The organism is Pseudacidovorax sp. RU35E, from assembly GCF_900156165.1.
Taxonomy (GTDB): Bacteria; Pseudomonadota; Gammaproteobacteria; order Burkholderiales; family Burkholderiaceae_C; genus Xenophilus.
On sequence record NZ_FTMY01000014.1, the window covers coordinates 43076 to 55303 of the forward strand.

Here is a 12228-nt window from a genome sequence, read left to right on the forward strand (position 1 = left end):
GGGGCTGCGCATGATCGCGGCATTCCAACGGAGACAAGCATGATGAAACGACGCCTTGCCATGGCGCTGCTGGCCTTTGCCGCCGCCCTGCCCGCGCTGGCCGCCGACTGGCCCGCCAAGCCCATCACCCTGATCGTTCCCTTCCCGGCCGGCGGCAGCACCGATGCGCTGGCCCGGCTCATCGGCCAGCGCCTGTCGGAGAAGCTGGGCCAGCCGGTGGTGGTGGACAACCGCGCCGGCGCCGGCGGCAACCTGGGCACCGACATGGTGGCCAAGGCCGCGCCCGACGGCTACACGCTGGCGCTTTCCACCTCCGGCCCGCTGGCCAACAACAAGTACCTCTACAAGAACCTGCGCTTCGATCCGCAGAAGGACCTGACGCCCGTGATCGCCATCGGCGAGATCCCGATGGGCATCGCCGTGAGCCCGGCGCTCAAGGTCGATTCGCTGCAGGGCCTGCTGGAGCGGGCCCGCGCACAGCCCGGCAAGGTGAGCATCGCCAATCCGGGCAACGGCACCATCGGCCACCTCACGGCCGAGCTGCTCAAGAGCCAGGCCAAGGTCGAGGCGCTGGGCGTGCCCTACAAGGGCGACACGCCGGCCATCACCGACACCGTGGGCGGCAACGTCGATGCGGTGTCCATGCCCATCACCTCGCTGGTGCCGCAGATCCAGGCTGGCAAGCTCAAGGGCCTGGCCGTCACCTCGCGCCAGCGCTTCGCGGGGCTGCCGCAGGTGCCCACGGCCATCGAGCAGGGCATTCCCGTCGAGGCCACCGTGTGGATGGCCATCGTCGGGCCCAAGGGCCTGCCCGAGGCCGTGGTGACGCGCCTGAACACCGAGATCAATGCCGTGATCGCAACGCCCGAGGCCCGCGCCCGGCTGGAGCAGTACGGCGCCGCACCCATCGGCGGCAGCCCGCAGCAGCTGGTGCAGCTGATGGCGAGCGACAGCGCCAAGTGGAAGAAGGTCATTGAGACCACCAACATCACCCTGGATTGACCCATGAGCGACACCCGTCCCCTGCTGTTCGATGCGCATGCCCACCTGGTGGCCGACGACCAGCAACGCTATCCGCGCAACCCCATGCAACGTGCCGCCGATGCGCCCTATCGGCCGCCGGGCGTGATCGGACGGCCCGGCGGCCACCACGGCCCCAACCCCATCAACGAGGTGCCCGACGTCTCGCGCATGCGCGTGTGGATGAAGGAGGAGAACGTGGACGGTGCCGTCGCGGTGCAGAAGCGCATGGTCTACCGCTACGACAACAGCTACATCCTGGACTCGTCGGACGCCGATCCCGAGCTGTTCTCCGCCGTGGTGATCCTCGATGCCGAAGACCCCGGCACGCCCGAGCTGGTGCGCCGCTATGTGCGCGAGCACGACCTGGTGGGCCTGCGCCTGTTCGGGGGCCGCAAGCCCGACGGCAGCATGCCCTGGCTCGACTCGCCGAACGCGCTCAAGAGCTGGGAGGCCGTGGACGAGGCCGGCATCGTGATGGACCTGGAGGTGCTGGCCCAGGGCGGCGGCGGCCCGGCCGTGCCGGCACTGCTGGCCCTGGCCGAGCGCTACCGCAACGTGCGCATCGTGCTGGACCACCTGCTGGAGCCCGAGCTGCACGACGGCCCGCACTTCGGCATGGACGCGCGCTGGGAGCAGCTGGCCGCCTGCGAGCGCATCTCCTTCAAGTTCACCTCCATCAACCTCGACCACTGCCGCGAGGAAGGCTTTCCCGCCAACCAGGTGCTGCGGCGTGCGGTCGACCTGTTCGGCGCCGAGCGGGTGATGTGGGGCTCGGACATCGGCACCTCGTCGGGCACCTACAAGGACATGGTCCAGCGCATGATCGATGCGTCGGACCTGCTCTCGCCGGCCGAGCAGCGGGCCGTGTGGCACGACACCGGCCGGCGCGTGTTCGCCAAGGGCGGCAGCAAGGCGCGCGCGTGAACGACCACGAGGAAGTCGCCGCCGGCGGCCTGGACACGGCCACGGCCTACCGCCTGATCTGCGGCATCGTGGTGCCGCGGCCGGTGGCCTGGATCACCACCGTGGATCGCGAGGGCCGCGTCAATGCTGCGCCCTTCAGCTCCTACAACTACGTGGCCCACAGCCCGCCCATGGTGGCGGTCAACATCGGCACGCGCCAGGGCACGCTCAAGGACACGGCCCGCAACATCCGCGACACCGGCTTTTTCTGCGTCAACGTGGCGACCGAGGACGTGATGGAGACGCTGCACCAGTGCGGCGCCGACTATCCGCCCGAGGTCGGCGAGCCCGAGGCCCTGGGCATCGCGCTGCTGCCGGGCGTGCACACGCCGGTGCCGCGCATCGCGGCGTCGCCCATCCACATGGAATGCCGGCTCGACCAGTTCGTCACGCTGGGCCGCGGGCTCAACACGCTCTACATCGGCGAGGTGCTGAGCTTCCACCTCTCGCGCACCGTCTACGACGGGCGCAACGTCGACAGCCAGCGCCTGCGCCCCATCGCGCGGCTCGGCGGCCCGTACTACGCCGCGCTGGGCGAGACCTTCCACCGCCCGGCCCTGCAGCGGCCGCCGGGCGAACCTGCCGGAGACACCCCATGACCCGCGCGCTTCTTCCCACCGGCGACGACTGGCATGTCGGCACCTTCGTCAAGACCACCTCGCCGCAGTGCGTGGAGATCCTCGGCGGCACCTGCCTGGACTTCGCGGTGCTCGATGCCGAGCATGCGCCCTTCGACCGCGCGGCGCTGGACCTCGCGCTCATGGCGGGCCGCAGCTGCGGTCTGCCGCTCTTCGTGCGGGTGCTGGAGCGCACGGCCGCCGGCCTGCTGTCGGTGCTGGACATGGGCGCGGCCGGCGTGCTGGTGCCGCATGTGGACACCGTGGCCGATGCGCGCGAAGTGGTCGCCCATTGCCGCTATGTGGGCGGCGACCGTGGCTATTCCAGCTCGCCGCGTGCGGCCGGCTATGGCGCCCTGGGCATGAAGGAAGCCATCCGCCAGGGCGACTGCAGCGTGGTGCTGGCGCAGATCGAGAGCGTGGAGGCCGTGCGCAATGCGGCCGGCATCGCCGCCGTCGAGGGCGTGGCCGGGCTCTTCATCGGCCGCGCCGACCTCGCGCTGTCGATGGGCCTGGACAGCGCCCAGGCGCCGGAGGTGGCCGAGGCCACCGAGCAGGTGATCCGCGCCGGCCTGGCCGCCGGCAAGCTGGTCGGCATGTTCGTCGGCAGCGAGGCCGAGCGCGAGCGCTACCGCGCGCTCGGCGTGCGCTGGTTCATCCATGGCTCCGACCAGGGGCTGCTGCGCCAGGCGGCGCAGGCCATCGCCCGGCCCGCCGCGCCGACTTCCTCTTCCCCATCGAAGGTGAACGCATGAGCACTTCCACGATCCGCCCCGCCTCGGTCGCCCGCCACCATGACGAGCCGCCCGCGCACGAGGCCGATGGCGCCCGCACCTGGGTGAGCCGCGGCGCCAACTTCATCGTGACCGTGAGCGAGGTCCAGCCCGGCGCGACGCTGGCGCGCCAGGGCCAGCCCGACGAGTACTTCGTCTTCCTGCCCTATGCGGGCGCCACCATCCACGCGGGCGACGCCAGCATCGAAGCGAGTGCCGAGTCCGTGACCATCGTGCCGCCCGGCGACAGCCGGGTCGTGATGAAGGCGGCCGGACAGGTGGTCCGCGTCTTCTCGCACCAAGCTGCAGACCTGCTGGCCCTGGCCGGCAATGCGGCCGACTATGCCCGGCCCACGCCCGAGGTGGCGCCGCTCGTGCCCTGGCCCACGCCGGCCGACGGCTTCCGGCTGCGGCACTATCCGCTGGCGCAGCACACGCAGGCCGACAGCAACATGCGCATCTTCCGCAGCACCAACCTGATGGTGAACGTGATGACGCCGCGCATGGTGGCGCGCGACGTGCGCAAGCTGAGCCCGCATTCGCACACGGACTTCGAGCAGGGCTCGCTGGCGCTGCGCGGCGACTGGGTGCACCACATGCGCTACCCGTGGACGGCCGACATGAACGACTGGCGCGAGGACGAGGCCATCCAGGTCGGCAGCCCCTCGCTCACGGTGATCCCGCCCAAGGTGATCCACACCAGCCGCAACACCAACGACGGCGGCGCCTGGCTGCTGGACATCTTCGCCCCGCCGCGCATGGACTTCGCGGGCAAGCCGGGCAAGGTGGCCAACGAGCACGACTATCCGCTGCCTACGGCTTCATGAGCATGCCCGGGCTCAATGAAGCCGGCGGCGCGGAGCCCGCCGCCCCACGCATCTGCGTGGTCGGCGCGGGCGCCATCGGCGGCTGGCTGGCCGCGCGGCTGGCACTGGCCGGCGAGGCGGTCAGCGTGCTGGCGCGCGGCGCCACCCTGCAGGCCCTGCAGCAGCGCGGCCTGGAGCTGCGCAGCCAGGGCGAGCGCCAGGTGGTGCCGGTGCGCGCGGCCGATACGCCCGAGGCCCTGGGCCCGCAGGACATCGTGCTGCTGACCGTCAAGGCGCCCGCGCTGCCCGCCCTGGCGCCGCGCCTCGCGCCCCTGCTGCATCCCGGCACGCGGGTGCTGAGCGCCGCCAACGGCCTGCCCTGGTGGTACTTCCTGGCCGGTGGGCGCAGCTGCGCGGGCCTGCGGCTGCGCAGCGTCGACGCCGAGGGCCGCACCGAAGCAGCGGTGCCGCAGTCGCAGGTGCTAGGCCTGAGCGTCTTCGCGGCCTGCCATTGCCCCGCACCCGGCGTGGTGCAGCACGACAGCGGCGGCCGGCTGCTGCTGGGCGAGCCGGCCGGCGGCGACAGCCCGCGCGTGCAGGCGCTGGCGCAGCGGCTCAAGGGCGCGGGCCTCGACGCCCAGGTGAGCGAGGACATCCGCCGCGACATCTGGCTCAAGCTGCTGGGCAATGCCTGCTTCAACCCGGTGAGCCTGCTCACCGGCGCACACACCGACGACATGATCGACACGCCCGAGCTGCATGACCTGTTCGTGCGCATGATGGACGAGCTGCTGGGCATCGGCGGGCGCATCGGCCTGGCGCTGGACATCGAGCCGGCACGGCGCATCGCGCAGGCGAGGGCGCTGGGCCACATCAAGACCTCGATGCTGCAGGACTTCGAGGCCGGCCGGCCGGTGGAGATCGGCGCCATCCTCGGCGCGGTGCTGGAATGCGCCGCCGCGGTGGCGATGCCGGTTCCGGCCCTCACCACCATCCACGGCCTGGCGCGGCTGCGCGCGCAGAGCAGCGGCGTGGCCGCCTGAGAGGAAGAAGCGGACATGCCCATCACCAGCGAACAGGTGGCCCAGGTGGCGGCCGACCTCTACGAATGGTCCCTCAAGAAGGTGCCCGACGACACCCAGGCCGCCCTGCGCGACGCGGTACCGCGCGAGGGCAACGACACCGGCCGCAAGACGCTCACCATCATGCTCAAGTCCGCCGAGGCGGCGGAGCTAACGGGCGGCCTGGTGTGCTCGGACGTGGGCATTCCCACCTACAGCATCAAGGTCGGCACCCGCGTGCGCTTCGAAGGGCCGGTGCGGCAGGCTATCGCCCTCGGCTTCGCCCGCATGGCGGCCCGCAGCGATCCGCCCATCCTCAAGATGGTGACCAACCCGCTCACGCACGAGCGCAGCCATGCGGGCAAGGACATGCCCATCGTCACCTTCGACCTGCTGGACGAGGCCGACTACGTGGACATCACCTGCGCGCCCAAGGCCATGGGCACGGGCCGCTGGGAGGCGCTGGACACCTTCGTCTACCCCTCGCTGGAGACCATCGAGAACTACGTGCTCGACACCGTGGTGCGCGCCGGCTCGCAGCCCTGCCCGCCCATCGTGGTGGGTGTGGGCATCGGCGGCACCTTCGACCATGCGGCCCGCATCGCCAAGGAGGCGGTGCTGCGCCCCTTCGGCCAGACCAACCCGGAGCCCGTGCTGGCCGCCATGGAAGGCCGCCTGCTCGCCGCCATCAACCGACTGGGCTTCGGGCCCATGGGCACAGGCGGCGACACGACGGCCATGGCGGTGCACATCAATTACGCGGCCTCGCACGGCTTCGTGCCGGTGGCCGTCAGCCTGAACTGCTGGATCAACCGCCGCACCCGGGCACGCCTGCATGCCGACGGCCGCGTGGAGCGCATCGAATGAAGGCGCTGCGACTGCCCCTTCAGCGCGCCGAGGTCGAGGCCCTGGCGGTGGGCGACCTGGTCACCATCAGCGGCACGGTCACCATGTCCATCGGCCTGCCCACGCACCAGCGCATGGTGGACCACCTGGCGCGCGGCGAGCCGCTGCCGGTGGACCTGCAGGACGGTGCCTTCTTCCACCTGAGCTGCTTCAACCGCGAGCGGGCGGACGGCGAGGGCCACGAGGCGCTGTACCTCAACCCCACCACCAGCACCCGCTACAGCCCCTACATGCCACGCCTGATCGAAGGTGCGGGCCTGCGGCTGGTGGGCGGCAAGGGCGGGCTGGACGACGCCAGCGTGCAGGCGCTGCAGCGGCAGGGCTGCGTGTACCTGTCCTTCCTCGGCGGCGGCTGCACGCTGCTGTCGCAGGCCATCCGGCGCGTGGTGGCCGTGCACTGGACCGACTACATCGCCCAGTTCCGCCTGCTGACGCTGGAGGTGGAGGACCTGGGTCCCGCGACCGTGGCCATCGATGCCCATGGCCGCAGCGTGTATGCCGACCTGCGGCAGCAGGCCGAGCAGCGGCTGCAGGACCTGCGCGCCGCCCGCGCCTGAAGCGCCATCGGCCGCACCCGGTCGTCAGGCCCTCGCGTGTGGTTCACCGCCGTGCGCAGCGCCAGCCGATAGCTGTCCACCCCGAAGCCCGCGATCTGCCCCTGCACGATGTCCGCGAACACCGAGTGGTGGCGGAAGGCCTCGCGCGCATGGATGTTGGACATGTGCAGCTCCACGATGGGACAGGTCAGGATCGCCAGCGCATCGCGGATGCCGTAGCTGTAGTGCGTCCAGGCGCCGGCGTTGAGCATCACACCGTCCACGCCATCGAAGTAGGCCTGGTGGATGCGCTCGACCATAGCGCCTTCGTAGTTGGTCTGGAAGGACTCGACCGCGACGCCCAGTTCGCCCGCCAGCGCCTGCAGCTCGCCGTCGATCTGCGCCAGCGTGGTCGTGCCGTACTGCTTCGGGTCGCGCTTGCCGAACATGTTGTGGTTGATGCCGTGCAGCATGAGGAACTTCATTGCGCTGTCTCCTGCGCTCTCACTGCAGGGGCACGGTCAGCCTGGCGATGACGGCGGCCGTGTCGGGCCGCACGCCGCGCCACCAGTCGAAGGCCTCGGCGGCCTGCTCCACCAGCATGCCCACGCCGTCGGCCAGGCGCTTCACGCCCGTCTGCTGCGCCATGCGCAGGAAGGGCGTCAGGCCTTTGCCATAGGCCAGCTCGTAGGCCAGGCCCTCCGCCGTGAACACCGTCGCGGGCACCGGTGGCAGTTCGCCGCGCAGGCTGGCCGAGGTGGCGTTGAAGACGAGGTCGAAGCGCTGGCCTTCCAGCTCCTGGTAGCCGCAACCGCGCACCGGGCCGTGGGCGCGCAGCTCGGTGGCGAGGGCGGTGGCCTTGTCGACCGTGCGGTTCGCGATCACCAGTTCGGCCGGGCCCTGTTCCAGGAAGGGCAGCAGCGCGCCGCGCGTGGCACCGCCCGCACCCAGCACGAGCACGCGCCTGCCGCGCATCGCGCAGCCCAGGTTGTCCACCACGTCGCGGGTCAGTCCCACGCCGTCGAAGTTCTCGGCCATCACGCGCTCGCCGTCGAACTTCAGGGCGTTGACGGCGCCGGCCAGGCTGGCCCGCGCCGAGCGCTCGGTGGCGAAGGCAAAGGCATCGAGCTTGAAGGGCGCCGTAACGTTCATGCCGCGACCGCCCGCGGCGCGGAAGGCCTGCGCGTCCTCGGCGAACTGGCCCAGGCGTCCTTCGATGGCGGTGTAGACCAGGTCCTGGCCGGTGGCCTCGGCGAACATGCCGTGGATGAGCGGCGACTTGGTGTGGCCGATGGGGTTGCCGATGACGGCGTACTGGTCATGCATTGAAGTACCTCCGGCTTCGCCTGCGGTGCGAGCGCCCTTCGGAACGGCCGTGCGGGCGCTCATCACTTCATCTCCTGGGTGTAGAGCACGCCGTCGGCCTGCATCTGGGCGATCTCGTCGGTGCTGTAGCCGAGGGCTGCGGCGATTTCGGCGTTGTGCTGGCCCAGGTCGGGCGCGACCTGGCGGATGGTGGTGTCGCAGTCCGAGAACCTGAAGGGCAGGTTGGGCAGGCGGATCTTGCCCAGCACCGGATGCTCCTGCTCCACCACCATGCCGCGGGCCTGGATCTGCGGATCGGCCAGCACCTCGTCGATGCGCTGCACCTTGGCGCAGGGCACGTCGATGCCGTCCAGCAGCGCCAGCACCTCGGCCACGCGGCGCGACGCCACCCAGGGCTTGACCACGGCCAGGATCTCCAGGCGGTTCGCATTGCGGCCCGTGGAGGTGTGGAAGCGTGCATCCGCACCGAAGCCGGCGGGGCCGCCATGGGCTTCGACCAGAGCCGCGAAGCGCTTCCATGCATCGTCCACCTGCGCAGCGATCACCAGGTCGCCATCGGCCGCGCGGAACACGCCGTAGAGCGTCGAGGTGGGCATGTCGTGCCCCGTCTGCTCGGGCAGCACCTGGCCGCCCGACAGCGTGTAGCACTGCACCGCGTACTCGTGCATGGAGACCAGCGTGTCGTACAGCGCCATGTCGATGTGCCGGCCCTTGCCGCTCTTCACGCGGCCCAGCAGCGCGGCATTGATGGCCGCCACCGCATGGATGCCGGTGTACATGTCGCCCAGCGAGATGCGCAGCAGCGGCGGTGCCTCGCCCGGCGTGCCCACCATCTGCATGATGCCGCTCTTGGCCTCGGCGATCAGGCCGAAGCCGGCGCGGTGCGCGTCGGGGCCGGTGTGGCCGTAGGCGGAGATGGAGCAATACACCAGGCCCGGGTTGCGCGCGCTCAGCTCGGCATAGCCCAGACCCAGCTTGTCGAGGGCGCCGGGGCGGTAGTTCTCGATGAACACGTCGGCGCTGTCCACGAGCCTGTGCATCAGCGCCTTGCCGCGCGGGTCCTTGGTGTTGACCGACAGGCCCTGCTTGCCCATGTTGAGCTGCAGGAAGTAGCCGGAATAGGCATCGTCTTCGCCCACGAAGAAGGCATGGTGGCGGCCGGCGTCGCCGCTGCCGGGGCGCTCGACCTTGATCACCTCGGCGCCCAGCCCCGCCAGGCAGCGGCCCACGTAGGGGCCGGCCAGGAAGTGCGAGTAGTCGATGACGCGGATGCCGGCCAGGGGCAGCGGCTGGGTGTTGCCAGGCGCCGCGCTCATGCCGGCCTCCGCGGAATCATCAGGCGGTGCTCGCCCTTGTGCACGACCTCGCCATGCTGGTTGATGAGCTCCGAGGGCAGGATGACGATGCCCCAGCCTGGCCGGCTCTTCGAGGCGCGCAGGCCGGTGACGGTGAAGCGCACATGCAGCCGGTCATCGATCTTGATGGGCAGCAGGAAGTCCCAGGTCCAGCCCAGCGACATGCCGGGCAGGAAGCGGTATTCGCTGCGCGTCTTCAGGCCGTCGGCGATCGAGAGACCGAACAGGCCATGCGCCACACGCGTGCCGAAGGGCGTGGTCTTGGCATAGTCCTCGTCGATGTGCACCGGCGTGTAGTCGCCGGTCAGCTCGGCATAGGCATTGATGCGGGCCTCGGTCACCTCGTACTCGGGGCTGGTGCAGGTGTCGCCTTCGCGGGCATCGTCCCAGTACTTCTCGGGCGTCGAGAAGTGCTGCGGGGGCGGGGTCAGTTTCATGGGTGTTCGTCTCCGGAATCGAATGAGGTCAGCCGCGCGGCTTCACGGCCAGGGCCTGGGCCACGCTGCCGGGCGCGGCCTGGATCAGCTCGACGGCCAGGCCGTCGGGCAGCTGCAGCCAGTTGCGACCCTGCGGCAGCGGCTTCACGCCCCAGGGCTCGGCGGCGGCCAGCGCGGCCTCCAGGTCGTCCACCATCACGCCCAGGTGGGCCAGCCAGCCGGCGTCGTTGCTGGGCGCGGCCTCGAAGCCGGGCGTGGCCATCAGCTGCAGGCCGCCGAGCGTCCAGTACTGGCGCGGGTCCTCGGTGGGACCGTCGATCTCGCGCACGTCCATGCCGAGCACTTCGTGGAAGAAGCGGATGTGCCAGTGGATGTCGCGCACGCGGATGGCGACGTGCTCGACATAGGCGGTGGTGGGCGGGGTGAAGGGGGGCATGTCGTGTCTCCGTGGAATGAGGTCGGCCGGGCGGGGTCAGCGGCAGTGGCGGGCATGCTCGATGCCCTTGATGCAGGCCACCAGCGTGGCATTGACCGGCGTGGGCACGCCGCAGCGCTGGCCCCAGCGGACCACGGCGCCGTTGATGAAGTCGATCTCGGTGATGGAGCCCTTCTCCAGGCTCTGCAGCATCGAGGTCTTGAAGTCCGCGGGCAGGCCGGCGGCGGCCTTGGTCCAGGCGGCCCGGGGGTCGGTGTACGACAGCGCCACGCCGCTGGCGCGGGCCACGTCCATGGCCTCCTGCACCGCGGCGAGGGCGGTGGCCTCGATCTCGGGGATGGCGTAGAGCGGGCCGTAGCCCAGGCCGGTGATGCCGCTCACGGCGCCCGTGGCGACGTTGATGAGCAGCTTGTCCCAGATCGTTCCCATGATCGTGGTGCTCACGGTGGTGCGCAGGCCGGCGGCCTCGAAGGTGTCGGCGATGCGGCGCACGCGCGGGCTGTCGCTGCCGTCCAGTTCGCCGATCAGCGTCTCCTTGCCGGCCACGCCGGCCTGCACCTGGCCGGGCGCCAGCATGACGCCGCCCACGTAGGTCTTGCCGGCGATCACGCGCTCGCGGCCCACGGCCTCGGCCAGGATGTCTTCGTGGCCCAGGCCGTTCTGCAGCGACAGCACCAGCGTCTGCGGCCCGATGAGCGGCGTCGCGGCGGCGATGGCGGCCTGCGTGTGGAAGGACTTGACCAGCACGATCACCAGATCGACGGGGCCGAGTGCGCGGCAGTCCCTCTCGGCCTGCACGGCCACGCGGCGTTCGCCCTCCGGGCCGCGCAGCCGCAAGCCATGGGTGCGGATGGCCTCGACATGGGCCGCGTTGCGGTTGATGAGCACCACGTCGTTGCCGGCCGTGGCCAGCGTGCCGCCGATGGCGCAGCCGAGTGCGCCGGCGCCGAGAACTGCGATCTTCAAAAGAAAGTCTCCTGGAACTGACCGGCATTCTTCGGCGCCACCTCCATTCAGTAAATCGCATGGGTCAAATACACTCCATGTCGTTTTCACATGGAGGTGCCCGATGAGCGAGCTTCAACTGCTGGACGGCCGGCAGCTGCAGCTGATCGACCTGCTCTACGCCACCGGCAGCGTCACCCGGGCGGCCGACCAGCTGGGGCAGAGCCAGCCCACGGTGAGCCTGTGGCTGGCCCGTCTGCGCGAGCAACTGGGCGATCCGCTCTTCGTGCGCACGGCCCAGGGCATGCTGCCCACGCCGCGCACCGAGGCGCTGATCGGCACCGTGCGCAGCGCGCTGGCGGGCCTGCGCAGCATCGCCGAGGCGCCCGCGCCCTTCGACCCCGCCACCATGCAGCGGCGCTTTCGCATCTTCATGACCGACGCCAGCCACATCACGCTGCTGCCGCGGCTGTTCTCGCATGTGCGGGCGCTGGCGCCGGGCATCGCGCTGGAGGCAGCGGCCCTCCATGCGGGCATGGCGGCCGAGCTGGAATCGGGCGCGGCCGACCTGGCACTGGGCTTCATTCCGCAGCTGGAGGCCGGCTTCTACCAGCAGACGCTCTACGAGCAGGACTGGATCTGCCTGGCCCATGCGGACCATCCGCGCATCCGTCCCCGCTCCTTCGGCCTGACCGACTACAGCCGCGAGGCGCATGCCGGCATCGTCCAGGGCACCGGCGCAGGCCTGCTCGACGCGACGGTGCGGCGGCTGCAGATCGAGCGTCGCGTGGTGCTGAGCATTCCGGGCTTCCTGGGGCTGCCGGCCATCCTCTCGACCACCGACCTGATCGCCACCCTGCCGCGGCACATCGGCGAGACGCTGGCGGCGCAGGCCGGACTGCGCGTGCTGCCGTGTCCGGTGCCCATTCCCAGCTTTCCGGTGCGGCAGCACTGGCATTCGCGCTTTCACCAGGATGCGGGCAACCGCTGGCTGCGCGGCGTGTGCGCGGAGCTGTTCCTGAAGGCGCCGCCGCCAGGATGAGG

At 70.7% G+C, this 12228-nt stretch carries 14 protein-coding genes and 1 pseudogene; 9 read left to right on the forward strand and 6 right to left on the reverse strand.

Going from position 1 to position 12228, the window contains the following annotated elements; translation table 11 throughout:
• Positions 1 to 39: 39 nt before the first annotated feature.
• From BXA03_RS21890 to BXA03_RS21925, 8 genes are read left to right on the forward strand one after another with little or no spacing between them, the layout of a single operon-like run.
• Positions 40 to 1002, forward strand: coding sequence for a Bug family tripartite tricarboxylate transporter substrate binding protein (locus BXA03_RS21890; RefSeq protein WP_143476412.1), 963 nt, complete (start codon positions 40 to 42; stop codon positions 1000 to 1002).
• Between the two features lie 3 nt (positions 1003 to 1005).
• The gene (locus BXA03_RS21895) at positions 1006 to 1947 is read left to right on the forward strand and encodes an amidohydrolase family protein (RefSeq protein ID WP_076511304.1); all 942 of its coding nucleotides are present in this window, start codon (positions 1006 to 1008) and stop codon (positions 1945 to 1947) included.
• Positions 1944 to 2585 (forward strand): flavin reductase family protein, encoded by a 642-nt coding sequence (locus BXA03_RS21900; protein ID WP_159444739.1) that lies wholly within the window; start codon positions 1944 to 1946, stop codon positions 2583 to 2585. Before BXA03_RS21895 ends, BXA03_RS21900 begins: the two co-directional genes overlap by 4 nt.
• Positions 2582 to 3358 carry an HpcH/HpaI aldolase family protein gene (locus BXA03_RS21905; RefSeq protein WP_076511305.1) on the forward strand — a complete coding sequence of 259 codons (777 nt, stop codon included), beginning with the start codon at positions 2582 to 2584 and terminating at the stop codon, positions 3356 to 3358. Before BXA03_RS21900 ends, BXA03_RS21905 begins: the two co-directional genes overlap by 4 nt.
• Positions 3355 to 4203, forward strand: a complete 849-nt coding sequence (locus BXA03_RS21910; protein ID WP_076511306.1) for a hypothetical protein — start codon at positions 3355 to 3357, stop codon at positions 4201 to 4203. Before BXA03_RS21905 ends, BXA03_RS21910 begins: the two co-directional genes overlap by 4 nt.
• Positions 4200 to 5225, forward strand: a complete 1026-nt coding sequence (locus BXA03_RS21915) for a ketopantoate reductase family protein (RefSeq protein WP_234983795.1) — start codon at positions 4200 to 4202, stop codon at positions 5223 to 5225. Before BXA03_RS21910 ends, BXA03_RS21915 begins: the two co-directional genes overlap by 4 nt.
• 15 nt (positions 5226 to 5240) lie before the next feature.
• Positions 5241 to 6110, forward strand: a complete 870-nt coding sequence (locus BXA03_RS21920; RefSeq protein ID WP_076511308.1) for a fumarate hydratase — start codon at positions 5241 to 5243, stop codon at positions 6108 to 6110.
• Complete coding sequence (locus tag BXA03_RS21925) at positions 6047 to 6706, forward strand: fumarate hydratase C-terminal domain-containing protein (RefSeq protein WP_159444744.1); 660 nt, start codon at positions 6047 to 6049, stop codon at positions 6704 to 6706. The genes BXA03_RS21920 and BXA03_RS21925 overlap by 64 nt, the downstream gene beginning before the upstream one ends.
• 41 nt (positions 6707 to 6747) lie before the next feature.
• Here BXA03_RS21925 and aroQ read toward each other — a convergent pair.
• The 6 genes and pseudogenes from aroQ to BXA03_RS21955 form a co-directional block, all read right to left on the reverse strand.
• A pseudogene (aroQ, locus tag BXA03_RS21930) lies at positions 6748 to 7170 on the reverse strand (type II 3-dehydroquinate dehydratase); the annotation flags it as partial.
• A 19-nt stretch (positions 7171 to 7189) separates the two neighbouring features.
• The gene (gene aroE / locus BXA03_RS21935) at positions 7190 to 8011 is read right to left on the reverse strand and encodes a shikimate dehydrogenase (protein ID WP_076511310.1); all 822 of its coding nucleotides are present in this window, start codon (positions 8009 to 8011) and stop codon (positions 7190 to 7192) included.
• 62 nt (positions 8012 to 8073) lie between these two features.
• Positions 8074 to 9327 (reverse strand): CaiB/BaiF CoA transferase family protein, encoded by a 1254-nt coding sequence (locus tag BXA03_RS21940; RefSeq protein WP_076511311.1) that lies wholly within the window; start codon positions 9325 to 9327, stop codon positions 8074 to 8076.
• A complete protein-coding gene (locus tag BXA03_RS21945; RefSeq protein WP_076511312.1) occupies positions 9324 to 9803 on the reverse strand; it encodes a MaoC family dehydratase in 480 nt (159 codons plus the stop codon). The genes BXA03_RS21940 and BXA03_RS21945 overlap by 4 nt, the downstream gene beginning before the upstream one ends.
• A gap of 28 nt (positions 9804 to 9831) precedes the next feature.
• Positions 9832 to 10239, reverse strand: coding sequence for a VOC family protein (locus BXA03_RS21950; RefSeq protein WP_076511313.1), 408 nt, complete (start codon positions 10237 to 10239; stop codon positions 9832 to 9834).
• A gap of 36 nt (positions 10240 to 10275) precedes the next feature.
• Positions 10276 to 11205: a ketopantoate reductase family protein gene (locus BXA03_RS21955; protein ID WP_076511314.1), complete on the reverse strand. Its 930-nt coding sequence runs from the start codon at positions 11203 to 11205 to the stop codon at positions 10276 to 10278.
• Positions 11206 to 11308: 103 nt separating this feature from the next.
• On the opposite strand from BXA03_RS21955, the gene BXA03_RS21960 reads away from it, so the two are divergent.
• The gene (locus BXA03_RS21960; protein ID WP_076511315.1) at positions 11309 to 12226 is read left to right on the forward strand and encodes a LysR family transcriptional regulator; all 918 of its coding nucleotides are present in this window, start codon (positions 11309 to 11311) and stop codon (positions 12224 to 12226) included.
• The last annotated feature ends 2 nt before the right edge of the window (positions 12227 to 12228 follow it).

What these genes read in the sequence shown, in the direction of transcription:
- BXA03_RS21890 (WP_143476412.1), top strand. Translation starts at nt 40, where the DNA reads ATGATGAAACGACGCCTTGCCATGGCGCTGCTGGCCTTTGCCGCCGCC.
- BXA03_RS21895 (WP_076511304.1), top strand. Translation starts at nt 1,006, where the DNA reads ATGAGCGACACCCGTCCCCTGCTGTTCGATGCGCATGCCCACCTGGTG.
- BXA03_RS21905 (WP_076511305.1), top strand. Translation starts at nt 2,582, where the DNA reads ATGACCCGCGCGCTTCTTCCCACCGGCGACGACTGGCATGTCGGCACC.
- BXA03_RS21910 (WP_076511306.1), top strand. Translation starts at nt 3,355, where the DNA reads ATGAGCACTTCCACGATCCGCCCCGCCTCGGTCGCCCGCCACCATGAC.
- BXA03_RS21915 (WP_234983795.1), top strand. Translation starts at nt 4,200, where the DNA reads ATGAGCATGCCCGGGCTCAATGAAGCCGGCGGCGCGGAGCCCGCCGCC.
- BXA03_RS21920 (WP_076511308.1), top strand. Translation starts at nt 5,241, where the DNA reads ATGCCCATCACCAGCGAACAGGTGGCCCAGGTGGCGGCCGACCTCTAC.
- aroE (WP_076511310.1), bottom strand. Translation starts at nt 8,011, where the DNA reads ATGCATGACCAGTACGCCGTCATCGGCAACCCCATCGGCCACACCAAG.
- BXA03_RS21940 (WP_076511311.1), bottom strand. Translation starts at nt 9,327, where the DNA reads ATGAGCGCGGCGCCTGGCAACACCCAGCCGCTGCCCCTGGCCGGCATC.
- BXA03_RS21945 (WP_076511312.1), bottom strand. Translation starts at nt 9,803, where the DNA reads ATGAAACTGACCCCGCCCCCGCAGCACTTCTCGACGCCCGAGAAGTAC.
- BXA03_RS21950 (WP_076511313.1), bottom strand. Translation starts at nt 10,239, where the DNA reads ATGCCCCCCTTCACCCCGCCCACCACCGCCTATGTCGAGCACGTCGCC.
- BXA03_RS21960 (WP_076511315.1), top strand. Translation starts at nt 11,309, where the DNA reads ATGAGCGAGCTTCAACTGCTGGACGGCCGGCAGCTGCAGCTGATCGAC.